This window comes from Cloacibacterium sp. TD35 (assembly GCF_028864635.1).
Classification (GTDB): domain Bacteria; phylum Bacteroidota; class Bacteroidia; order Flavobacteriales; family Weeksellaceae; genus Cloacibacterium.
Genome location: NZ_CP104850.1, coordinates 2,333,339 through 2,356,472, shown reverse-complemented (window position 1 = coordinate 2,356,472; position 23,134 = coordinate 2,333,339). Strand labels below are relative to the sequence as shown.

Sequence of the window (23,134 nt, the reverse complement as noted above, 5' to 3'; positions counted from 1 at the left end):
ACCAATTGCTCAATGGGGATTTTCTTAACACAAAAGTTATTATTTAGATGAAAATAATTTGCGTAGCATCTCCTGCAGCTCTTGCGTAGAAATCTCCTACGGTTAAGATGCCTTCCACTTCTGGAGTTAAGTCTTCTTCTTTTAAATCAAACATTTCGAAAGCCAGTTTACAAACCCAAAGTCTGCAACCAGAAGCTGATAGAATTTCTATGAATTCATCAATTGGTGGAATGTCTAATTTTTCCATTTTAGATTTCATCATTTTGGTAGCGAGAGCTTCCATTCCAGGTAAACCTCCTAACATGGTAGGCATGTGCATTGCAGGATTTCCTACAGTAGCCACGTGAATGTCTTTTAGTCTGTCTTTAATTACAGCATCTAGTCCGAAGAAAGTAAAGAAAATTTCTGCTTCCATACCTTCCATTCTCGCTCCGTTTGCCAATATAAAACCTGCGTAAACACTTTCTAAAGTTCCTTTAGAAATGATTACCATTACTTTTTCTATGGGTTTCAGAGATTTATCTAAATCTGCTAATGGATTTTTTAATAATGTAGTTTCCATATTTTTTGTTTTATTTATTATGGGATTTGGTTTAAGGGAATAGGTTTTAGGTGTAATAGATTAGGTTTTTAATGTTAGCAAAAAATATCTCCCAATCACTAATTCCTAAAATCTAATCCCTAAATCCTATTTAAATACAAGATTTTGGTTTAGGAATTCCTGCTAATTTACTTGAAATTTTTAGCGGTCCTTTTGGAAATAGTTCATAGAATTCTTTAATATCTACTACACCAGATTTTCCTACGCCTCTTATGGTTAATGCTACATCTTTTTTCTGTTGGTCTCTTAAATATTCTAAAACTTCGAAATGTCTGTTTCCTAATTCTAGTCCTTCTTCTTTAGCCATTTCTTGAGCTACATCGTGATTCCATTGGTTCATGTCTGTAAGGTATCCTTCGTCGTTTACATTGATTGTAAAGCCTGCATAAGTTTTTTCCATTTTGATAATATTTTTTTGTTAATTTTTTTTGAAATTTTAGAAATTCACCGTTCACAGCCCAGCGAATTCACTATTCATTTTTATACTGTTTCCTTGTCAAATTTCTTTCCTGCTCTGCTCATGGTAGGCGTTACGAAAGGTATTTTTCTGGCTGGGAGAAGCATGTTCCAATACACCCATTTGAAAGCCATTTTTCCAAAGTGATTGAAAGCACTTTCTTCTAATAAATTAAGTGGACCGATTCCGGCGAAAGGGAATTTTCCTTTTAATGGCTCTACGTCATAATTGAAATCTATGAGTAATGCTTTTCCTTTTCCTGTTTCTATAAAACAGTTGGCGTGGCCGTCAAATTCTGGATTAAGCGGTTTTCCTTGTATATATTTTAAAATGTTTTCAGTAAGAATTTCAGCTTCGAAATGTGCTACAGAACCAGCTTTAGAAGCAGGTATATTAGTAGCGTCACCTATTACGAAGATGTTTTCTTTTACTTTACTTTGTAATGTGTTTTTATCAGTTGGAACATAGTTTAGATCATCTCCAAAACCTGAACGAAGAATACATTCATCTCCCATATTGGTAGGAATGGTTACTAGTAAATCAAAATCTACCACTTCGCCACCGTAATCATACATTTTTCCGTTTTCACCTTCTATATGCTCTACTGCAAAATCTGGAACAATTTTTATATTTTTTTCTTTCAATAAATAATTGAGCGTTTCAGTAGTTTTTGGCTTAGTAAATGCACCAGAAAGAGGTGTAACGTAAGAAATTTCTACTTTGTCTCTCATTCCTTTTTTGGTGAAGTAATCATCTGCTAAAAAAGAAAATTCTAGCGGAGCTACAGGACATTTTATTGGCATTTCTGTAATATGAACTACTAATTTTCCTCCTGGCCAAGTTTCTAATTTCTTAGCTAGTGCACAACTTCCTTCGAAAGTGTAGAAATCAAAAATATTTTTTTGCCAAGTATCGCCTTTCATTCCTGGAACTTCCTCTGGTGCGATTTTGCAACCTGTAGCAATGATGAGAATGTCATATTTTACATTTCTTCCGTTTTCTAAAATAACGGTATCTGTATCTTTATCTATTCTGTCGATTTTTTCACGAATAAGTTGAATTCCTTTAGGCAAGAATTCATCTATAGTTCTTCTTACATCTTCTGGTTGATAGGTTCCAAAAGGGATAAATAAAAATCCTGGCTGGTAGTAATGAGACTTAAATTGGTCTACCAAAGTAATTTGCCACTCCTTTTTATTGAGCTTTTTTACAAGGTGGTTTGCCATCATAGTTCCAGCAGTTCCTGCTCCTAAGATTACTAAGTTTTTCATATTTTATAACTTTATAAGAATCTGGTATTCTTAATTTTCTAGTACAAAGTTACATCAGCCCTATATGGAGTTGTGTAACTTATATTACACAATATCAATGACTTTTGTCATTAAAATCGAAATAAAATTCGTTATTTTTATTTGCGCTAAATTTGTAGAAAATTAGAATATGTACTTAGAAAAAGAGATAGAGTTCATTCTTACTTTAGACCAACTCAAAAACGTAATCCGTAGAAATTTTAATCATGACAATTCCAGAAGAGAAAATACAGCAGAACATTCATGGCAAGTGATTGTTTTTGCGCAGATTCTTTTTCCCTATGCTCGAAACAAAGAAAAAATAGATTTAGGAAAAGTAATTAAGATGCTTTCTATACATGATGTGGTAGAAATAGACGCAGGAGATACTTTTTTCTATGATGAAAAAGCTAATGAAGGTAAATTCGAGCGTGAACTCGCTTCTGCTGAGAGAATTTTCGGGATTTTGGCTGAACCTATGAAATCGGAATTTATGAATCTTTGGGTAGAATTCGAGGCTGGAGAAACAGAAACCGCCATTTTTGCAAGTGCTGTAGACAGAATGATTCCTTTTGTGATGAATTGTTTTAACAATGGTTTGAGTTGGATAGAAGCTGGAGTAGAGTTCGAGAAGGTGCAAAAAATGCTTCGCCCAAGAATAGAATTGGCGTCAGAAGATATGCTCGATACCTTTGAGGTGTTGATTAAAAAGGCTTTTGACGAAGGAAAACTTTTATAGTACTAATTCAATAAATTTCTTTATTTTCGCATCCCGTAGATTAACGATTAATTACTTAAAAATGAATAAAATTCCTAGCGTAGATTTACGCGATTTTCTTTCGGGTGACGAAACAAGAAAACAAAAATTTGTAAACGAAATTGGTAAAGCATACGAAGAAATAGGTTTCGTAGCGCTTAAAGGTCATTTCTTAGATCAAAATTTAGTAGATCAATTATATGCTGAAATCAAGAATTTCTTTGACCTTTCTGTAGAAGTAAAAGCAAAATATGAAATTCCTGGAATTGGCGGTCAAAGAGGTTATGTAGGTTTCGGAAAAGAAACCGCAAAAGGCTTCAAAGCGGCTGATTTAAAAGAGTTTTGGCATTTTGGTCAGTATTTGCCAGAAGGTTCTAAATATTTAGCAGAATATCCAGAAAATGTAGAAGTTGCAGAAGCGCCAGAATTTAACAAAGTAGGAAAAGAAGCCTATAAAATGTTAGAAAAAACTGGAGTTTATGTCTTGAGAGCTTTAGCATTATATGTAGGTTTAGATGAGTTTTATTTTGATAAATTCGTAGCAGAAGGAAACAGTATTCTTAGACCAATTCACTACCCACCGATTACGGACGAGCCGAAAGATGCAGTAAGAGCAGCAGCTCATGGCGATATCAATTTAATTACACTTCTGATGGGAGCTCAAGGAAAGGGATTGCAAGTAAGAGACCACGAAGGAAATTGGGTAGATGCAATTGCTCAACCAGACGAATTGATGATTAATGTAGGCGATATGCTTTCTAGACACACCAATAATAAACTAAAATCTACGATTCACCAAGTGGTAAATCCAGAGAGAGAATTATGGGGAACTTCTAGATATTCTATTCCGTTTTTCATGCATCCAGTAAGCGAAATGCCGCTAAACTGTTTAGAAAACTGTATTGACGAAGACCATCCTAAATTATACGAAGACACTACTGCTGGAGAATTCTTGCACGAAAGATTAGTAGAATTAGGATTGATTAAATAATCAGAAAAAAAATGATAAATTTTAGAAATCGAACTTTTTTAAGGTTCGATTTTTTCTTTTTTAAAGGCAAAAATCAAATAAATAATTCCGAAGATAAAGGTGAGAGAAACTAAGAAAATTTGCCAATCTAATTTCTGTAAAATTACTCCGCTGAAACTTCCTAAAGTACTTGCACCAATGTAATAGAGCAGCAAATAAAACGCAATTGTTACCGTTCTTTTTTCTTTTGAAAAATTCCCCACTGATTTACTGCAAACTGTATGCGCTACGAAAAAGCTGTATGTAAAAACCGCCAATCCTACAATCACAGCTATTGTATTTTGCAAGAAAAAGAAGAGAATTCCTAGAATTCCTACTAAACTCATAGTTTTTAAAACATTTTCAGAATTTTTGAGTTTTCTTTCCCAAAAACTGACATTCATAGAACCAAAAACTCCAGAAATATAAAGTACGTAAACATAAGAAATCCAACTTCTGGAAATGTTAAATGGCGCTTTGACCAAGAAAAAAGCCATGTAATTGTACAAACTTACAAAAGTGCCCAGCAAAAGAAATCCTGTAATATAATAAGGCAATAGTTTTGGATGCGTGATGAGTTTGAAGTTAGGTTCTATTAAAGTTTTAAATGATTCTTTCTTTGGTTTGAAATTTTGTGATTTAGGAGCGAGTATAAAAAATAAAATTGCAAAAATAAGACACCAAATTCCAATAAATTCTGAAGCAAATTGCCAAGATTTATAATGAGAGATTTGAGATGAAATAACTCTTCCTACCATTCCGCCTACTGCATTTCCTGCAATGTAAAACCCTGTAATTCTCAATTTTCTGTTTTCTGAAACTTCTTCTGCGATGTAAGCCAAACAAACAGAAGTAGCACCCGAAAGCAAAAATCCTTTCAAGAAATTGAGCGCAATTAACATGTTGAAATTTTCAGAAAATGAAGAGGTAAAAGCTAAAATTGCAGATGCAAATAAACAATATCCGATGACTTTTTTTCGGCTGTATCGGTCTGCTACGAAAGTGGAAGTGATTAAACCAAGAGCCATTCCCAAAGTCGCCGAAGAAACTGCAAAACTGCTTTTGGCTTTATTGATTTTGAAATATTCTACCAAATCAGGAAGCAACGCTTGATAATAATACAACAACCCAAAACATGACAATCCCGCCAAAAAAACAGCAATGGCAATTTGTAAATCGCGTGATTTAATATTTTGATTATGAAGAAGTTTCAATGTTTAAATTTTAAATTCTCTCTAGTTCGTCTTGAGAAATTTGCGTTTTAAAAAGTCCGTAATTCACGGTAACTTTTCCGTTTTTGTGAATGGTTTCTATGGTTCCTACTGATGTAGAACCAGCTATTCTTACACGTTGACCAACTTTCATCCAAACTGCACGTTCTTTCTTGGTTTTTTCTTCCAATTTTTGGTTGGTTTCCGCAATTTGAACTTGTATGTTTTCTTTTTTCAGTTGTTGTTCTACTTTACGTTTGGTAACTTTCAGTTTCTCAGATTCTGCTTTGTCTGAACCGAGTTTTCGGAATTTTTCCTGCTCCAGAATTTTTACAAAATCTTTCACGATATCTTTTCTAGATTTTCCTTTCAAATAACCATCAATAAAGGCTTCTATCTTATTCCCGAATTGTAATTTACGGTGTTCTTCTTCATATAATCTTTGAAAATTATAGAGCTTTTGTTGAAGCTGTTCGTTCAGTTTTTGCAGATTTTCACGCTTATCTTCTACCGATTCTTTTTGCTCAACAAGGTTGGATTTCAGTTTTTCAACTTCAAATTTTTCTTGCTGAAGTTTTACGATGGTTTTATCTAAGTTTACGACATCCTTTTCTACTTTCGAACGTGCATTTTTAATGATAAATCTTGGAATTCTATTTTTTTCTGCCACTTCAAAAGTGAAAGAACTTCCAGCTTGTCCAACTTCTAATTTATACAAAGGTTCCAATGAATATTCATCAAAAAGCATCGCTGCATTGGTCGCATTTGGCAATTGTTCTACCACCAGTTTGATGTTGGTATAATGCGTGGTAATAATGGCAAAAGATTTTTTTTCGTAGAAAAATTCCAAGAAACTTTCTGCTAAAGCGCCTCCTAATTCTGGATCAGAACCCGTCCCGAATTCATCAATCAAAAGCAAAGTATTATCATCTGCCTCACGAATAATTCCAGACATTTTTTTGAGTCGAGAACTGTAAGTAGAAAGATGATTTTCAATGGATTGATTGTCACCAATATCCGTTCTGATTTTTTTGAAAAAGAACATTTCTGATTTCGGATGAACAGGCACCAAAATTCCGCTCTGAATCATCAGTTGAAGTAAACCAACGGTTTTCAGCGTGATAGATTTTCCACCAGCATTTGGTCCAGAAATACATAGAATTCGGTTATGCTCCGTCAACGTCAAAGTTTGAGGATAGATTTCCTTTTTTTCTTCTTTGTTTCTCAATAAAAGCAATGGGTGAAATGCGTTGACCAATCTCATGGTTTTATGACGATTGATTTTTGGCAAAACACCGCCAATTTTTTCAGCAAATTTGGCTTTTGCTCTGGTGATATCTAAATCGAATATATATTTTTGATATTCTTCTAATTCAGGCGCGAAAATGGCAATTTCTGCCGTAAGTTTTCGCAGAATTTTATCCACTTCTTTCTTTTCTTCTTCCTCCGCTTCACGAAGTTTAAAGTAATGTCTAGAAACACTTTCTGGCTGAATGTAAGTGATAGAGCCTGTTTTAGAAACGCCTAAAACTCTACCGGGAACACGTTTTTTGAAACCAGATTTTACTGCTAAAACTCTTTGGTCGTCAATCACCGTTTCTTTAATTTCATCTAAAAAATCTGTAGAAGAAAGGTGAGAAAGTGTTTTACTAAAATTCTCTTGAATATGTTTTTTAGCGTGCTGAATTTCGGTTCTTAAAGATTTTAAAATGGGTGAAGCTTCAGATTTTACCTCGCCAAAACGGTTAAAAACTTTGTCTATTTTATCTACAATTTCCTTCTTGAAATCCAATTGCATCACTTCTTCCAGCAAAATAGGGAAGGTTTCGGCAAGTACAGGAAAGAATTTCTGCAATTTCCCGATTTGTTCGGTCAGGTTTTTAATCTTGATAAAAGCAGCGTTTTCTAACCTGAAATTTTCGATGTGCATCACCTTCAGTTCTGCTTCTATATCTTCGTATTCACTAAATGGAATAGCGTTTGAACTCTCGTAACTTGTGAGATATTCGGCAGTTTTTTTCAAAGTAATTTCCGCTTCATCTATTTTTAATAATTTCAGATGAAGAATTTTTTCTGCCACTTTCGGCGAATACGCATAAGGAGAAATTTCCGCGAGTAATTTCGGGAATTCTAATTCTTGTAAATTTTCTTTGGTTACTTGCACAATGCAAAGATAATGTAAAGTCGTTGAATTGTAAAGATGCAAAATAATCGTTCCAATGTTTTTTGTAAATTTGGAAAATAGACTTTAAACATGACTTGGACAGAAATTCTTGCCCCAATAAAAAACACAGAATATTTTGAGAAGCTTTGGCAAAAAGTAAAAAATGAATATGCTACCACCAAATGTTTCCCACCGAAAAATCAAATTTTCAGAGCGATTGAACTTACTCCTTTTGACGAGGTAGAAGTGGTGATTATTGGTCAAGATCCGTATCATAATGATTTTCAGGCGAATGGTTTATGTTTTTCGGTTTCTGATCAGGTTTCTGCGCCACCTTCTTTGAAGAATATTTTTACAGAACTCAAAGACGATTTAGGAATTGTAAAAACCAGTAATGAACTCGATTTTTGGGCAAGACAAGGTGTTTTATTGCTCAATGCTACGCTTACCGTTCGTGCGCATCAACCGAATTCTCATAAAGATTTAGGCTGGGAAAAATTCACAGATTTTATTATCAAAGAAATTTCCGAAAAGAAAGAAAACGTAGTTTTTGTTTTGTGGGGCGCTTTTGCACAAAAAAAAGCTTCGCTCATAGATGAAACGAAGCATTTTATCATTCAGTCGGCGCATCCTTCTCCGTTTTCGGTGTACAGAGGTTTCTACGGAAGCAGACCTTTTTCTAAAATTAATGAATATCTGATTTCTAAAAACAAGAAACCCATAAACTGGTAAATTATTCTACCTTAATATCTACCACGTATTTTCCTTTCAGTTTTTCAAAGGTTACGTCTGTAGAATTGGCGGGATAAAAATTAACAAGCGTGTATTTGTGACCATCAAAAACGAAAGAGTTTTTGAGTTTTTTTTCTGCGTCATCTATAGTGGAAACAATGAACTTTTTAGGTCTAGAATCCACACTCATCACTTCAATTTCTGCAGAAGCATAACCAGCCCAAACGCAACGAGCGTTCATAGGACATCTGTTGTCTTCGGTCACTTTATTGAAGGTTATGTTTACTTTTTCTTTTTCTAAAAAAATATTCTGTTTTTCGATTAAACGAGTGACGCCAGATTCTGGTTTTTCTGTAGGATAGGTAGAATTTACTTCTTGAGAGCTGGTTACAGGCATTTTCATTTCTGTAGATTTTTGTTGGCAAGTGCATTGAGTTACCACAAAGGTAGCTGCGGCTAATATTAAGAATTTAGTGTTCATATTTTAAGAATTGAAGATATTTATAATTACTACCAAAAACATTGCCAATCCAATCATAAGATTAAAGCCTGTTCCATAGATAAAGCCAATGAAAGCACCTTTGGTCGCTTTGAGCGCTTTTTGTTTGTCGTTTCTGTCATGCAAAAGTTCGCCTAAGAAAACACCTAATAACATGCCAATTAAAAAACCAAGTGGTGGAAAAAATAAACCTACAATCGTCCCGATGAAACCACCATATTTTCCATAATTGCTGCCACCATATTTCTCGGTGGTTTTGATAGGAATAATGTAATTCAGCACCAATGAAATGAGTGTTAATATTCCAAAAATGACAATATACCAAATAGAAAAATCTGTATTTCCTACGAATTTATAGAGAATTAATCCTAAAAAGCTAACTGCTAATCCTGGTAAAACAGGTAAGAAAGTTCCTAAAATCCCTATTCCTATAATGATGAGAGATATAATAGTAATAATACTTTGCTCCATAAATCCTTAATTAGTTTGGTTAAAAGTAATAAATAAAAGCAAATTCCCGATGATATTTTTTATTTTTGCGTAAATTTCTAATATGGGATTTCTAAAAAGTTTTAGTGAGCAGATTCATTTTTTTGTGAAAGAAAATTTCACAGATAGCCTTATTTTACCGTTTCAAATTGGGTTAAAAATGCTATTGCTTTTTGCGTTTTTTTTCGTGATTGACATTCTTTTGAGATTGATTATTACTCTCATCTCTAGAGTTTTGGTCAAAATTTCTAAAAATGAATTCATAAAGTTTGCCTATAAGTCCAAGGTGCAAAGTTCTATTGCACACTTATTTTCATTAGCATTTTGTTTTTGGCTCATAGATGATATTTTTTGGCGACATCCTAAAAGTTTTACTTTTTTTGAAAGACTATTAATGTTTGGGCAAGTTTTAGTTTTTGCGATGCTTACTTACAGAATTGTTAAAACTTTTGAGGCCTATTACACTCACAAAGAAGATCGATACAGGATTACAGCAATTAAAGCAATTTCTGAAAGTTTAAGAATTTTTGGAATGGTCATTTTCGCCATTATCGGAATTTTTGTAATTTTTGGAATTAGTCTCAATACGGTAATTACCTTTTTAGGAGCAATCACAGCAGTTATCCTATTGGTATTTAGAGATACCATTTTGGGATTTGTAACTGGTGTACACGTTTCTACTTCTAAAAATATGAAAGTGGGCGATTGGATTGGAATTCCTAAGTATAATATTGAAGGAAATATTCAAGATATCAACTTATTGACGACAAAAATTGTCAATTTTGACAAAACCATTTCCACGATTCCTACCTATGATTTGCTTTCTACGGAAATCAGAAATCACCAAGTAATGTACGAAGGAAGCAGCCGAAGAATTAAGCGTTCGATTTATTTTAATATCAAGTCTTTCAAATTTGTGGATGATGAATTTTATGAAAAAGTAAAAGACATCAACTTGATTTCTGAATATCTAGACAGAAAACTTCGTGAGATTACGGAAAGCAAGAAGAATATTCAAAATGCTGAAAGAATTATCAATGGTCAGCAGTTAACCAACATCGGACTTTTTAGAAATTATGTATTGAATTACCTCAAAAATAATCCAAAAGTAGATCAAGACGAAATCGTTTTGGTCCGTCAGTTAGAAATTTCACCTCAAGGAATGCCTTTAGAAATCTATTGTTTTGCCAACAAAGCAGAATTGGTAGATTATGAAAGAATTCAGGCGGATATTTTTGACCATATTCTTACCGCAGCACAAGAATTTGATCTTGAAATAATGCAAGTGGCAAAAGCGTAAGTAAAAGAGTCAATTGGAAAGTAAAAAGAACCAAGTATTAAATTACCAACAAAAAAAATGACAAAATTATCAGTAAATATCAATAAAATCGCGACCATTAGAAATGCAAGAGGCGCAGATACACCAAGTGTAACCGAAGCAGCGATTAAAATTCAGGAATTTGGTGGACAAGGAATTACCATTCATCCAAGACCAGACGAAAGACACATCACCAGAAAAGATGTGTATGATTTGAAACCTTTGGTTTACACAGAATTTAACATCGAGGGAAATCCTCATCGTCCGTTTATTGATATGGTTTTAGAAGTAAAACCAGAGCAAGTTACCTTGGTTCCAGATGCAGATGATGCCATCACTTCTAATGCAGGTTGGGATTGCGAAAAACATCTAGATTTTTTGAAATCTGTGATTGCAGAATTTAAAAATGCAGGTATTAGAACGTCTATTTTTCTTGACCCGAATCCTGCAATGGTGAAATTTGCAGCAGAAACTGGAACAGACAGAATTGAATTGTACACAGAAGCTTACGCCAAAAATTACGAAACTGATAAAGAAGCAGCTATAAAACCGTATTATGAAACTGCTGTAGAAGCTACAAAATATGGTTTAGGCATTAATGCAGGTCACGATTTATCTCTTGATAATTTAAAATATTTCGCCGATAATATTCCTAATTTATTGGAAGTTTCAATAGGTCATGCTCTCATTTCTGAAGCATTGTATCTTGGTTTGGAAAACACCATTCAAGCATATTTAAAGAGATTAGCGAAATGGTAGAAATTTTACACTCAAAAATATACGGACAAGAAAAAAACGGAACGCCATTGCTCGTTTTTCATGGACTTTTCGGAATGTTAGACAATTGGGGAAGTTTCGGAAAAGAATTTGGCGAATTGTTTCCAACTCATTTGCTTGATTTAAGAAATCACGGGAAAAGTTTTCATTCAGACGAGATGAATCATCAAGTTTTGGCAGATGATATTCTGAATTATATGAATTTTCATGGCATCGAAAAAGCCAATCTTCTCGGGCATTCTCTCGGCGGAAAAGCGGTGATGACTTTTGCGATTTCTTATCCCGAAAAAGTAGAAAAACTGATTGTTGCAGACATTGCTCCTAAAGCGTATCCTCCACATCATCAAGGGATTATAAAAGCGCTTCAGTCGGTAAATTTCGATGAGGTAAAATCAAGACAAGACGTGGAAAATGTTTTGGCTCAGTTCATTCCAGAGAAATTTGTGATTCAGTTTTTGACTAAAAACTTGTATTGGACGGAAGATAAAAAACTTAATTGGCGTTTTAACATCAATACTTTGGCAGAAAAATACAATGATTTTGTTGCCAATGCCATAAAATTTGGAAAATTCGAGGGCGAAACTTTGTTTTTAGCAGGTGCAAAATCTCATTATATTCTTCCGCAAGATGAATTATTAATGCACCAACAGTTTCCGAAATATCAATTGGTTTCTATTGCTAATGCAGGACACTGGCTTCAAGCCGAAAACCCAAAAGATTTCAATCAAGCGGTAAAAGAATTTTTAGCTTAATTCAGTGATGCTTTTACAAATTTCGAATTATAAGCATTCCCCAAAATACAATTGGTGGTAATGCCGAAATTGTAATCGCCAGCTTTTAGGTTTTGCGTGTTGATTTTAATCTGAGTTTTGAAACTTTCTCCAGGTTCTAAAATGCTTGGCATTTTTTCAATTTCTGTAGGAATATCCGTTGTTTCTCTGTGCGCCAAAAATACAGCAGTAATGGTCACTGGAATTTCAGGATGATTGAAATCTACAGTATTTTTAGTAGGATTATAAATCGTAATCGGAATAATTTGATTGTTTTTGAGTTGTTCGGAAGGAAGATCAAATTCTATTTTTAATCGGTTGGGCGTTTGGAAATGTTCTACATAAAAACCATTGAAATTAATATTGTTTTCATCAATGATTTTTTGTGATCTTGGAGTGTTTGGTTTTTCTACAAAAACTCTTTTTCCAAAATAATTTTGTTCTCTTTGCCAAATGTCAAATTGTGTTTTTTTCACATTTAAAGAACCTAGAGTTGAAGATTCATTTCCAGTAAAATAATTGTATAATGAAGTCGATTGGAATGAACCGGTAAATAAAACGGGAGTTTTCCCTATTTTTTCAGCTAAAGCTTTGTATTTTTGTTCTTTACCTGTAAATTCTAGTTTTTTTGGTAAAAGATCTGTGAGCAATAAAACTCTGGTGGTGAAAACCAAAACCAAAGAGCCAAAAACGATAGTGCGCACATATTTTTGCCAAGATGGTTTTTCTTTGATAAATTGTAAAAATAAAATTACCATGGGAATAGATGCAACAACCGTCCAATGTGGTTCTACATGTCCTCTAAGACTTGTTAAAGCAAAGAAAACCAAGAAGCCTATGCTTACAAAGTAATATGCCTTTTCTTGAAGATTTTGGTATTTATTTTTAAAAAGTAAAATCACAAAAGGAATTAATATAAACGGATTGAAAACCGCAAACTGATTCGGTAGATATTCTAGGAAATATTTGATTTTAAACTTTTCTGAACGGTCTACTAAATGATATTGAAACGTAGGGAAATCATGCTGAATATGCCACATTAAATGAGGAAGCATCAATAAAGAAGTTACAATTCCTGCAAGATAAATGTAAGGTTTTGTAAGCATTTTTAAGCTAGAAATCACCACGAAAAATACCAATAAAACCGCTTGGTATTTACTGTAAAAAAGCAATGCTACAGAAACTCCTAATAAAACTGCGTTCCAGAAATTTTGTTTTTCTGTAAATCTTTGGTATAAAATAAAAAAAACCGTCCCGAAAAATAATAGAGGAACATCTGGTGTGGTGATGAAGGAATAAGCATTCATCATGACTAAGCCTAGTGATAGAATGATAAATTCATTTATATAAGAGGTTTTGTCTTGAGGCAAAAGGTATTTCCAGATAAGGAATAAATTTCCAGAAAATAATAAAACGGTTAAAAATCTTACTCCCAGATTTCCATTAAAAAAAAGTTGAGAAATCTTAATCACCAATGCTACCATCGGTGGATGGTCATAATATCCCCAGTCTAAATCTCTTGCATATTGGTAATAATAGGCCTCGTCTAAAGTGATCTCGGTAAAATATGCCTGTAAAAGATTTACCAAAGTGATGATAATTAAAAAGGAATAAAATTTTTTATGTGGATTTTTTAGAATTTCAGACATATCTTTTGCTTTTTGCAAAAATAACAAACTTTATCATCTAAATTGCAAACTTAAAATTCTTTAAATTTCTATATTTGCATAAGTTATGGTATTAGTTACAGGTGCAACAGGAATTCTCGGAAGAGTAATCGTTTTAGAACTGCTAAAACGTGGCAAATCAGTACGCGCTACAAAAAGAAAATCCAGCAATCTGCAGGAGGTTAGAAAATCATTTCAATTTTATACAGAAACTCCTAATGAATATTTTGATTCAATTGAATGGATAGAAGTAGATTTTGAAGATATTCATTCGCTACAAAACGCCTTAAATGGAGTAGAAGAGGTTTATCATTGTGCCGCTAAAGTGAGTTTTCATCCTAAAGATGAAAAAAAAATGTATCAAACTAATATTGAAGGCACCAAACAACTTCTATTTGCTTGTCAAAATTCTTCGGTGAAGAAATTCCTTTTTGTAAGTTCCATCGCGGTTTTAGATGGATTGAATGAAAACGGAGAATTAGACGAAAGTTCTGATTTTAATCCGAAAATCGACCATTCTGCCTATGCTATTTCTAAACATTTTTCTGAAATGGAAGTTTGGCGTGCATCAGCAGAAGGTTTAAATACGGTGATTGTGAATCCGGGAGTCATCATCGGTAGCGGAAATTGGAAAGAAAGCAGCGGAACTTTATTCAAGGAATTGGGCGAAAATGCCTATACATTTTCTGGAGGAACTTCTTACGTAGATGTTCGAGATGTGGCTCAGATTTCAATTGAATTGATGGAAAAAAATATTTTTGGAGAAAGATTTATCTTAATTTCTGAAAATAAAAAATACCAAGACGTTGCCAATTTTATCAAACAAAAATTAGGAAAAAAAGCAGTAAAACTCATTCCAAATGGTTTATTGAAAACGGGAGTTTTCTTAAATTCAATTTTAGGTTGGCTTATTTCTCCACTGAAAATGGCGAATAAAGTAAATGTGCAATCGGTTACCGAATTCAATAAAATATCAAATAAAAAAATCAAAGAAAAGCTCAATTATCAGTTCATTCCACTGGAAGAAAGTTTAAAATTTCATGTAGAAAATTATAAAAAAGAAAAGAAGTAGTAAGCTGGAAGTTTGAAAATCTTTGATTTTCTTACGCGTTAAAAAATACATTATTTAAAAAATAATTTGCGCCATTGCGTTAATAATTATGGAAAATCAATTTTTAGGAAATCAACATTTCAATATATCTAATCAAGTTGTTTCTGCAACTTGTCCGTCAAACATTGCCTTAATCAAATATTGGGGTAAATACACCAATCAAATTCCTGCAAATCCTAGTATTTCATATACTTTAAATCATTGCAACACTCAAACTTCAATGGAGTTTTTGGCAAACGAACCCTTTTCTGTGCAAACTTTTTTAGCAGGAAATGAAGAGTTAAAATTTGCGGAAAAAATCGAAAAATATTTCAAAAATATTGAACAATATTTACCTTGGATTCTCAAAGGGAAATACATTATTAAAACTGAAAATACATTTCCGCACAGTTCAGGAATTGCAAGCTCTGCTTCTGGTTTTGGAGCGATTGCAAGTTGTTTGATGGAGTTGGATAAAGTTTTCACCAACGCAGAAATTGATGTAAAGAAAACTTCATTTTTAGCGCGATTAGGAAGCGGTAGTGCTTGCAGAAGTTTGTATAACGGTCTTGTAGTTTGGGGGAAAACGGATGAAGTAGAAGGAAGTTCTGATTTATACGCTGTGAAATATCCTGATGAGGAAATTCATCCGATTTTTAAGAATTTCAATGATTGGGTTTTACTCATTCACGAAGGCGAAAAATCGGTGAGTTCTACGGTTGGTCATGGTTTGATGAATACCAATCCTTATGCAGAAAGACGTTTCCAGGAAGCGAGAGAGAATTTTGTTCCTCTGAAGGAAATTCTGAAAACGGGAAATCTTGAAAAATTTATCACACTCGTAGAACACGAAGCATTAACGCTTCATGCGATGATGATGATGAGCGAACCGGCTTTTATTTTAATGAAAACTGGAACACTAGAAGTCATTAATAAACTTTGGAATTTCCGCAAAGAAACAGGTCATCCATTATTTTTTACGCTTGATGCTGGTGCAAATGTTCACTTGCTTTTCCCAGAAAACGAAAGTACAAGAGCTATAAAAGATTTTATCTCTGCAGAATTATTGCCTCATACTCAAAAAGGTGGAGTAGTAAAAGATGTGATGAAATTTTAAAAAAAAATAAAAACGGGCTTTGGCTCGTTTTTTTGTTTTAATCTTAAAAATAAACTCGGTTTTCAATAGAAAAAGTAGCCATTTCTTACCTTACATCAATTCATTCGCTTCTCAGAAATGGTAATTTTGAATAAAATTTAGAAAATGAAAAAATTCGAAATAGGAGTTGGAATGTTTGGCGATTTGGCTTTCGATAAAGAAACCAGAAAATTTGCTGATCCTCAACAAAAATTACAGGAAATTTTAGCGGAAATAAAACTTGCAGATGAATTAGGAATAGATGTATTTGCTTTGGGCGAACATCACCGACCTGATTATGTGGTTTCTTCTCCAGAAATGGTGCTTTCTGCAGCTGCTTCTATCACTAAAAATATCAAACTCATGAGCGCCGTTACGGTTCTCAGTTCAGCAGAACCCGTAAAAGTGTATCAAGATTTTTCTACTTTGGATTTAATTTCTGGCGGAAGAGCAGAAATTGGCGTAGGTAGAGGAAGTTTCATTGAATCTTTTCCGCTTTTTGGTTATGATTTAGATGATTATCACGAACTTTTTGAAGAAAAATTAGATTTACTACTTAAAATAAATACTCAAGAAAATGTCACCTGGAAAGGCAAACTCCGTGCTCCTATGGAAAATCAAACGGTTTATCCTAGAGCGACGAACAACGGAAAATTACCAGTTTGGATTGCAGTAGGCGGAACTCCAGAATCTGTGTTAAGAGCTGCTAGATTAGGTTTGCCTTTAATTGTGGCAATTATTGGTGGTTTGCCAAGACAGTTTAAACCTTTGATTGATTTTTACAAAAAAGAATATCTGAGACACGGTCATAATCCAGAGGAAATGCAAATCGGGATTCACTCTCACACTTTAGTCAGCGAAGATTCTAAAGTAATTGATGGGTATTTTGAAAACTATGCCGCTCAAATGAGCAGAATCGGCAGTTCTAGAGGTTGGTCTGCTTACACCAAAATGCAATATGAAGGAGGCAGAAGTAAAGAAGGCGCTCTATTTATTGGGAATTCTGATGAGGTAGCCGAAAAAATCAATACTGTGAAAGAAATGTTTGGTTTAACCAGATACATCGCGCACATGGATGTAGGCGCACCCAATCACGATGTGATGATGAAAAGTATAGAATTATTCGGAACGAAAGTTGCGGAAAAAGTAAGATAATAAAGTCATGAAAATACATCATATCGCTATTATTTGCTCTGATTATCAGGTTTCTAAAAGGTTTTACACGGAAATTTTAGGGTTGAATATCATCAGAGAAATTTACCGAGAAGAAAGACAATCTTACAAGCTAGATTTGGCGATTGGTAATGATTATGTCATTGAATTATTTTCTTTTTCTAACCCACCGAAAAGACCTTCTAGGCCAGAAAGTTGTGGGTTGAGACATTTGGCTTTTGCAGTAGAAAATGTAGAAGAAAAACGAACAGAACTATTGCAAAAAGGAGTGAATTGTGAAGAAATCAGAATAGATGAATTTACCGAGAAAAAATTCTTTTTCATTGCCGATCCAGATGATTTGCCTTTAGAATTTTACGAAATGTAACTTTTTAAATTGTTCAAACACTTATCTATAAATTTTGATATGAAAAAAATCTTCTTTTTATTGATTTCCAGTTTTTCTTTTGCTCAAAATACATCAGAAAAAGAAATCATAAAACCTATTGAAAATCTTTTTCAAGCAATGAAATCTGCAGATTCTCTTGGAGTGAAAAACGCTTTTTCTAATTCTGCCATTATGCAGACTTTTGGGAAAAATCAAGAAATTAGAACCGATAAGTTAGAAGATTTTGCCAAACAAGTTGGCGCTTCTAAAGCAGGTGATTTAGACGAAAGATTCACCATTTCTAAAATTTTGGTTGATGGAAATATGGCTTCGGTTTGGGTTCCGTATCAGTTTTATTATAAAGGTAATTTTTCGCATTGCGGTGTAAACAGTTTCCAACTGGCGAAAATCAATAACGAATGGAAAATTCAATATATCATTGATACCAGAAGAAAAGATAATTGTACAAAGTAAAATCGGACGAAAGTTCGATTTTTTTTATTTTGATGATAAATTGCTAGGTGTAAAACTTATTTATATTTTTGCAGGGAAATAAATCAATAAAAATGAAAATCGGTATTCTCGGAGGTGGACAATTAGGAAGAATGTTCATACAAAATGCATTAAACTACGACGATGAATTTCACGTTTTAGACCCAAACTCTGATTGTTCTTGCGCTTATATTTCACATTTTTCTCAAGGGAATTTTAATGATTATGAAGATGTTTTAGCTTTCGGTCAAGATAAAGACGTGATTTCCATAGAAATAGAGCATGTGAATGTAGACGCACTTTTTGAACTGGAAAAACAAGGCAAAAAAGTGATTCCAAGTGCTGAAATCATCAAAACTATTCAACAGAAAATTCTACAAAAAGAGTTTTATAAAAAACACAACATTCCAAGTCCTGATTTTCAGATAATTTCAAATGTTTCAGAAGCTACATTTGCTTTACCTTTTGTTCAAAAATTGAATACTGGTGGTTACGATGGAAAAGGAGTGCAAGTCATCAAAGCCGAAAATGATTTGAAAAATCTTTGGGATGCTCCTTCTGTTTTAGAGTCTTTGGTAGATATAGACAAAGAACTTTCCATCATCATTGCTAAAAACGAAAACGGCGAAACGAAAACGTTTCCTGTAACAGAAATGGTGGCTGATGAAAAACTGAACCTTTTGGATTTCAATATTTGTCCTGCCGATATTTCAAAAGATGTTCAATCTCAAATTGATGCTATTGCCGAAAAATTTATCAATGCAGCTAATTCTGCAGGGCTTTTTGCCATCGAATTATTCCTCGATAAAAACGGAAAAGTTTGGGTGAATGAAACAGCACCAAGATTGCACAATTCTGGTCATCAAACGCAAGAAGGAAACGCTAATTCTCAGTTCGAGCAATTTTACAGAACTCTGAAAAATCTTCCTTTGGCAGATACAGATGCTTTTGGGTTTTCAGGAATGCTGAATTTAGTTGGAGAACAAAATTACAGCGGAAAAGTAATATATGAAGGTTTAGAAGAGGTTCTGAAACTTCCCAAAACCTATGTTCATCTCTACGGAAAAACAGAAACCAAACCTGGTAGAAAAATGGGACACATCAATGTTTTAGCCAATTCCAGAGAAGAATTACTAGAAAAACTGAATCATATTAAAACTTTGGTAAGAGTAATTGCTTAAGTAAAAAATTACTTCAGACTTTTCTTTCTCCTAAAAATATCTGGTCGATAATTGATGATGAAAACCCCACTGATAATTAAAATAGTGGCAATAATAAATTTTGCTGAAATTTTTTCATCCAAAACCAGCCAGCTTAAGAAAATCCCGATAATGGTATTCACGTAAGAAAGCATTGAAACTTGAGTTGCCAATAGATTTTTCAGTAAATAATGATAGGCGTAAAATGTAATTACAGAACCAAAAATCGCTAGGTAAATTATTGCGATTATACTTTTGGTACTCCATTCGCTGAAGTGATAATCCTTAGAAAAAGCAAACCCGAAAATAATTTGTACAATACCAGCAAATGCAAACTGATAAAATAAATTCAGAAACAGATTTTCGGTTTTTATTTGTAATTTTTTAGTGTAAATGGTTCCAATTGTCCAACTGGTGACTCCCAAAAGTAAAATCAGAATTCCGAAAACATAACTAGGATTGGCTAAATCTTTCAAGCCATCCCAAAAGATAAAAACTACCCCAGAAAATCCTAATAATAAACCTGTAAAAGCTTTATTAGTGAATTTTTCAAGTCCTATAATTAAACTCGCTATAAAAATGAGAACAGGTGACAAAGCAGAAATCAACGAGGTTAAACTACTGGTAAGATGTTCTTCTGCAGCAGTAGTAAGTCCGTTTGCACCTACAAGCATTAAAGCAGAAAGGGTAATCTGAATTCTGAAATTTTTAAAACCAATCCACTTTAAGTTTTTGGTGAATAATAGAACAGGAAATAAGATGACAGCAGCCAAAAATTGTCTAATTCCTGCCACAAACCAAGAAGGTACGGTTTCTACCCCAATTTTGATGGCCAAAAAGGTAGTGCCCCAAAAAAAGGCAACCGTGAAAATAGCTAGTAAAAGTTTTGAGTTCAAAAAAGAAGAATTTATATGGCAAAGATACCTATTTTCTCGGTTTTCTTTCCTAAAATTTTTATCTTTGAGAAATCTTAATAAAAAAGTAAAATGGTTTCAATTATCATGGGCAGCCAGAGCGATTTGCCAATTATGCAACAAGCCGCTGATTTTTTAAAATCTTTAGAAATTCCTTACGAACTTACCGTGGTTTCTGCACACAGAACACCAGAACGCATGTTTGATTTTGCAAAATCTGCCAAAAACAGAGGCGTGAAAGTCATTATTGCAGGAGCAGGAGGTGCTGCACATTTACCAGGAATGGTGGCGAGTTGTACTACTTTGCCCGTGATTGGCGTACCTATTTTGTCGTCTAATTCTATAGATGGTTGGGATTCTGTATTGTCTATTTTGCAGATGCCTTCAGGAATTCCTGTAGCGACTGTTGCTTTGAACGGAGCTACCAATGCTGGGATTTTAGCCGCTAAAATTTTAGGAAGTTCAGACGAAGAAATTTCTACAAAATTGGAAATTTACCAATTAAGTTTAAAAGAAAAGGTACTTTCTACCATCGAAGAAATCAAAAAAGAACACCCAAATTCATACGATTAGGAGCAAGACGTTTTCTTGCTTCTTTTCACGTTCAGACCTGCTTTTGCAACTCGCTTTTTTGTTTTTTTAGAAAAAACAAAAAGAGCTCAAACAAATTGCTCAATCAGGACTAGCATTTTCATTTAGTTTTTTTAATTGTATAAATTATTTCAACCACAAAACTGCTCCTTCAAATTCTCTGCGCCAATAGAGTTCGTTGTGTTTTCCGTCTTCGTCTATTTTTAGGAAAATATTTTTAGATTTTACGTTTTTAGATTTCAGGTTTTCAATGACACGTTGGGTTTGCGCTTCCATGTCTTCATCTTCGTGTTTTCCTTGGACAAAGTAATATTTCTGATGTTTTAAATTGACTTTAGAATGGGTAATAAATGCATTCAAATCTTCAGCATTAAACCAAAAAGCAGAAGAAAAAGCCAACACTTTCCCGAAAGTTTCAGGATATTTCACCGCGGCATAAACAGAAATCAGCGCTCCGAGTGAACTTCCACCAATCGTAGTGTGTTTTTTGTTCGTTTTTGTTCTGTAATTTTTATCAATGTAAGGTTTCAGTGTCTCCACGATAAATTTTACATAGTTTTCGCCATTTCCACCGCCGTATTTTGCATTTTTGAAAGGAGAGAGTTCTTCAATTCGTTTTTCGCCACCGTTATCTATTCCTACAACAATTACAGATTTTCCGGTTTTTTCAAAAATTTTGTTCAGTATTTCATCTGCTTGCCATTCACCAGCGTAAGAAGTAGCATCGTCAAAAAGATTTTGGGCATCTTGAAGATACATTACTTCATATTTTTTACGAGAAGTTTCGTAATCTTTAGGCAAATAAATCCAAATTCTTCGTGTGGTTTTAAGTTGAGGAACGTCGAAATTTTCAGAAATAATCTTCACGTTTTCTGTCGCAGTGCTTTTCCTTTCTTGACTCCATAAAAAATTACAACTGATGATAAACAGAAAGCGAAAGAAATTTTTCATGACGAATTATTTTAAGATGCCTCGGATTTTATTGGCGTTTTTAATCAGTTCTTCCAGAAGTTCAAAATTCTCTTTTTCTAGAGCAGACTTGAATTTTCTGAGCTGTGTAATGTGTTCATTAAGAACGTCTAACACGTTTTCTTTGTTTTGTTTGAAAATAGGAACCCACATTTCTGGATGAGATTTCGCCAAACGAACCGTACTTGAAAAACCAGAACTCGCCAATTGGAAAATGGTATCTTCTTCGCGTTCTTTTTCTAAAACCGTGTTTGCCAAAGCGTAAGAAGTGATGTGTGAAATGTGAGAAATATATGCGGTGTGAATGTCATGCGCGTCTGCATTCATGTAAATCAGGTGCATCTCTAGATTTTTGGCAATATTTTCTACCAATGCTAATGCATCTTGGTCAGAATCTTCACGGTCGCAAATTACGGCTGCTCTTCCCGCGAAACTTTCTTTCTGAGCGGCTCTAGGTCCAGAATTTTCGGTTCCCCACATTGGGTGAAATGCTACAAATCTTTTTCGGTTCGGATGATTTTTGATGGCTTCTACAATTCCAGATTTGGTAGAACCAGTATCCATCACCGTTTGTTTATCGGTAATTAAATCTAGAACTTGTGGTAAAATTTTAACAGTAGCATCTACAGGAATAGCGGTAATGATGAGGTCTGCGTTTTTAATACCGTTTTCAAAATCTTCGAAACGGTCTATAATTCCTAATTCTTGGGCTTCTTGAAGGTGAATTTCTGATTTGTCAATTCCTATAAATTCTGCTCCGAAATTTTTTTCCCGGAGTTTTAGGGCGATAGAACCACCAATTAAACCTACACCAATAATAGCAATCTTCATTTTGAAATTAATTTTTAGAGTTCTTTTTCCTTTTGTTTGATTTGATTAGAAATATTCAGAATATTAATAAAATTGGGAATTAATGTAGCCACTGCTACAGCTATAAAGGTAGCAAAAGATTTTCCGCTGTAATACATCATGCTGAGTACAATAATCCAAAGAATAATTAATCCTAAAAAGATTCCGAAGAAAACTTTTTGTAGTTTTTTTAATTGGGGAACACTCAAGTCTGTGTATTTTTTCTTTTGCATATTTTGTTATTTTAGTTTTTTAAGACTAATGAAATGGGCATTTTCTTTACATTTTACAAAAGTAATTTCATACTTAGGATTTTCTTCTGGAGCGGTAAGTAAATAACTCGGGCAAGGTTTTTTCTGTGCATCACTTTTATCAAAGTTAATTTCTCCTTTGGTAATAATGCTGTCTTTTAGAAATTTTTCGTCGATTTTCAAGGTTTTCATTTCTGCTTGAAAAGCTTCAGAATAGGTGAAATCTTTCGATAAAGTTTCGACAATTACTCTAGAATTGGGAAGATAGCCGCTACAACTTACCCCTTTTTTGTTCAAAATAAAGAATACAATTAGTAATCCTGGAATTAACCCGATGAAAAAGAATTTCAGTTTTCTCATTTAA

26 protein-coding genes are annotated in these 23,134 nt (G+C 33.7%); 13 read left to right on the top strand and 13 right to left on the bottom strand.

The features are described from left to right. Nucleotides 1–43: 43 nt before the first annotated feature. The 3 genes from N7277_RS10910 to sqr form a co-directional block, all read right to left on the bottom strand. A complete protein-coding gene (locus tag N7277_RS10910) occupies nucleotides 44–562 on the bottom strand; it encodes a DsrE/DsrF/DrsH-like family protein (RefSeq protein WP_274779571.1) in 519 nt (172 codons plus the stop codon). Nucleotides 563–692: 130 nt separating this feature from the next. Beyond that, complete coding sequence (locus N7277_RS10905) at nucleotides 693–1,001, bottom strand: TusE/DsrC/DsvC family sulfur relay protein (protein WP_274779570.1); 309 nt, start codon at nucleotides 999–1,001, stop codon at nucleotides 693–695. An 80-nt stretch (nucleotides 1,002–1,081) separates the two neighbouring features. Beyond that, nucleotides 1,082–2,329 (bottom strand): type III sulfide quinone reductase, selenoprotein subtype, encoded by a 1,248-nt coding sequence (gene sqr / locus N7277_RS10900; RefSeq protein ID WP_274779569.1) that lies wholly within the window; start codon nucleotides 2,327–2,329, stop codon nucleotides 1,082–1,084. A 169-nt stretch (nucleotides 2,330–2,498) separates the two neighbouring features. Here sqr and N7277_RS10895 point away from each other — a divergent pair, with 169 nt between their 5' ends. Then, nucleotides 2,499–3,086 carry an HD domain-containing protein gene (locus N7277_RS10895; RefSeq protein WP_274779568.1) on the top strand — a complete coding sequence of 196 codons (588 nt, stop codon included), beginning with the start codon at nucleotides 2,499–2,501 and terminating at the stop codon, nucleotides 3,084–3,086. A gap of 61 nt (nucleotides 3,087–3,147) precedes the next feature. Then, complete coding sequence (locus N7277_RS10890; protein ID WP_274779567.1) at nucleotides 3,148–4,095, top strand: isopenicillin N synthase family dioxygenase; 948 nt, start codon at nucleotides 3,148–3,150, stop codon at nucleotides 4,093–4,095. 38 nt (nucleotides 4,096–4,133) lie between these two features. Here the strand turns inward: N7277_RS10890 and N7277_RS10885 are convergent, their stop codons facing one another. Together N7277_RS10885 and N7277_RS10880 are read right to left on the bottom strand one after the other, a co-directional pair. Then, nucleotides 4,134–5,327: an MFS transporter gene (locus tag N7277_RS10885; RefSeq protein WP_274779566.1), complete on the bottom strand. Its 1,194-nt coding sequence runs from the start codon at nucleotides 5,325–5,327 to the stop codon at nucleotides 4,134–4,136. Between the two features lie 10 nt (nucleotides 5,328–5,337). Next, the gene (locus tag N7277_RS10880) at nucleotides 5,338–7,488 is read right to left on the bottom strand and encodes an endonuclease MutS2 (RefSeq protein WP_274779565.1); all 2,151 of its coding nucleotides are present in this window, start codon (nucleotides 7,486–7,488) and stop codon (nucleotides 5,338–5,340) included. Between the two features lie 90 nt (nucleotides 7,489–7,578). Between N7277_RS10880 and N7277_RS10875 the strand changes: the two genes are divergently transcribed. After that, a complete protein-coding gene (locus tag N7277_RS10875) occupies nucleotides 7,579–8,220 on the top strand; it encodes a uracil-DNA glycosylase (RefSeq protein WP_274779564.1) in 642 nt (213 codons plus the stop codon). A 1-nt stretch (nucleotide 8,221) separates the two neighbouring features. Here N7277_RS10875 and N7277_RS10870 read toward each other — a convergent pair whose 3' ends face one another. Next, nucleotides 8,222–8,701 (bottom strand): hypothetical protein, encoded by a 480-nt coding sequence (locus N7277_RS10870; protein ID WP_274779563.1) that lies wholly within the window; start codon nucleotides 8,699–8,701, stop codon nucleotides 8,222–8,224. Between the two features lie 3 nt (nucleotides 8,702–8,704). Continuing rightward, the gene (locus tag N7277_RS10865) at nucleotides 8,705–9,190 is read right to left on the bottom strand and encodes a DUF456 domain-containing protein (RefSeq protein WP_274779562.1); all 486 of its coding nucleotides are present in this window, start codon (nucleotides 9,188–9,190) and stop codon (nucleotides 8,705–8,707) included. Nucleotides 9,191–9,272: 82 nt separating this feature from the next. On the opposite strand from N7277_RS10865, the gene N7277_RS10860 reads away from it, so the two are divergent. The 3 genes from N7277_RS10860 to N7277_RS10850 are packed head-to-tail and all read left to right on the top strand — an operon-like array spanning nucleotide 9,273 to nucleotide 12,055. Beyond that, a complete protein-coding gene (locus N7277_RS10860) occupies nucleotides 9,273–10,508 on the top strand; it encodes a mechanosensitive ion channel family protein (protein WP_274779561.1) in 1,236 nt (411 codons plus the stop codon). A gap of 57 nt (nucleotides 10,509–10,565) precedes the next feature. Then, nucleotides 10,566–11,285: a pyridoxine 5'-phosphate synthase gene (locus N7277_RS10855; RefSeq protein WP_274779560.1), complete on the top strand. Its 720-nt coding sequence runs from the start codon at nucleotides 10,566–10,568 to the stop codon at nucleotides 11,283–11,285. Beyond that, a complete protein-coding gene (locus tag N7277_RS10850) occupies nucleotides 11,279–12,055 on the top strand; it encodes an alpha/beta fold hydrolase (RefSeq protein WP_274779559.1) in 777 nt (258 codons plus the stop codon). Before N7277_RS10855 ends, N7277_RS10850 begins: the two co-directional genes overlap by 7 nt. Here N7277_RS10850 and N7277_RS10845 read toward each other — a convergent pair. Next, complete coding sequence (locus N7277_RS10845) at nucleotides 12,052–13,722, bottom strand: ArnT family glycosyltransferase (RefSeq protein WP_274779558.1); 1,671 nt, start codon at nucleotides 13,720–13,722, stop codon at nucleotides 12,052–12,054. The genes N7277_RS10850 and N7277_RS10845 overlap by 4 nt on opposite strands. Nucleotides 13,723–13,807: 85 nt before the next feature. On the opposite strand from N7277_RS10845, the gene N7277_RS10840 reads away from it, so the two are divergent. The 6 genes from N7277_RS10840 to N7277_RS10815 all read left to right on the top strand — a co-directional run bounded on the left by N7277_RS10840 (nucleotide 13,808) and on the right by N7277_RS10815 (nucleotide 19,178). After that, nucleotides 13,808–14,812, top strand: coding sequence for an NAD-dependent epimerase/dehydratase family protein (locus N7277_RS10840; protein ID WP_274779557.1), 1,005 nt, complete (start codon nucleotides 13,808–13,810; stop codon nucleotides 14,810–14,812). 88 nt (nucleotides 14,813–14,900) lie between these two features. Continuing rightward, nucleotides 14,901–15,947 carry a diphosphomevalonate/mevalonate 3,5-bisphosphate decarboxylase family protein gene (locus tag N7277_RS10835; RefSeq protein ID WP_274779556.1) on the top strand — a complete coding sequence of 349 codons (1,047 nt, stop codon included), beginning with the start codon at nucleotides 14,901–14,903 and terminating at the stop codon, nucleotides 15,945–15,947. Nucleotides 15,948–16,091: 144 nt separating this feature from the next. Beyond that, nucleotides 16,092–17,120: an LLM class flavin-dependent oxidoreductase gene (locus N7277_RS10830; protein WP_274779555.1), complete on the top strand. Its 1,029-nt coding sequence runs from the start codon at nucleotides 16,092–16,094 to the stop codon at nucleotides 17,118–17,120. 7 nt (nucleotides 17,121–17,127) lie between these two features. Continuing rightward, a complete protein-coding gene (gene gloA2 / locus N7277_RS10825) occupies nucleotides 17,128–17,505 on the top strand; it encodes an SMU1112c/YaeR family gloxylase I-like metalloprotein (RefSeq protein WP_274779554.1) in 378 nt (125 codons plus the stop codon). Between the two features lie 39 nt (nucleotides 17,506–17,544). After that, nucleotides 17,545–17,979 (top strand): nuclear transport factor 2 family protein, encoded by a 435-nt coding sequence (locus tag N7277_RS10820; protein WP_274779553.1) that lies wholly within the window; start codon nucleotides 17,545–17,547, stop codon nucleotides 17,977–17,979. 92 nt (nucleotides 17,980–18,071) lie between these two features. Next, nucleotides 18,072–19,178, top strand: a complete 1,107-nt coding sequence (locus tag N7277_RS10815) for a 5-(carboxyamino)imidazole ribonucleotide synthase (RefSeq protein WP_274779552.1) — start codon at nucleotides 18,072–18,074, stop codon at nucleotides 19,176–19,178. A gap of 8 nt (nucleotides 19,179–19,186) precedes the next feature. Here the strand turns inward: N7277_RS10815 and N7277_RS10810 are convergent, their stop codons facing one another. Beyond that, nucleotides 19,187–20,092, bottom strand: a complete 906-nt coding sequence (locus tag N7277_RS10810) for a DMT family transporter (RefSeq protein WP_274779551.1) — start codon at nucleotides 20,090–20,092, stop codon at nucleotides 19,187–19,189. 90 nt (nucleotides 20,093–20,182) lie between these two features. On the opposite strand from N7277_RS10810, the gene purE reads away from it, so the two are divergent. Beyond that, nucleotides 20,183–20,683 carry a 5-(carboxyamino)imidazole ribonucleotide mutase gene (gene purE, locus N7277_RS10805; RefSeq protein ID WP_213189599.1) on the top strand — a complete coding sequence of 167 codons (501 nt, stop codon included), beginning with the start codon at nucleotides 20,183–20,185 and terminating at the stop codon, nucleotides 20,681–20,683. Between the two features lie 144 nt (nucleotides 20,684–20,827). Here the strand turns inward: purE and N7277_RS10800 are convergent, their stop codons facing one another. From N7277_RS10800 to N7277_RS10785, 4 genes are read right to left on the bottom strand one after another with little or no spacing between them, the layout of a single operon-like run. Next, nucleotides 20,828–21,652: an alpha/beta hydrolase gene (locus N7277_RS10800; RefSeq protein WP_274779550.1), complete on the bottom strand. Its 825-nt coding sequence runs from the start codon at nucleotides 21,650–21,652 to the stop codon at nucleotides 20,828–20,830. A gap of 6 nt (nucleotides 21,653–21,658) precedes the next feature. Further along, nucleotides 21,659–22,501, bottom strand: a complete 843-nt coding sequence (locus N7277_RS10795; RefSeq protein WP_274779549.1) for a prephenate dehydrogenase — start codon at nucleotides 22,499–22,501, stop codon at nucleotides 21,659–21,661. 14 nt (nucleotides 22,502–22,515) lie between these two features. Then, a complete protein-coding gene (locus N7277_RS10790; protein ID WP_274779548.1) occupies nucleotides 22,516–22,752 on the bottom strand; it encodes a hypothetical protein in 237 nt (78 codons plus the stop codon). A gap of 6 nt (nucleotides 22,753–22,758) precedes the next feature. Continuing rightward, on the bottom strand, nucleotides 22,759–23,130 hold the full coding sequence (locus tag N7277_RS10785) for a hypothetical protein (protein ID WP_274779547.1): 372 nt from the start codon (nucleotides 23,128–23,130) through the stop codon (nucleotides 22,759–22,761). Between the last annotated feature and the right edge of the window lie 4 nt (nucleotides 23,131–23,134).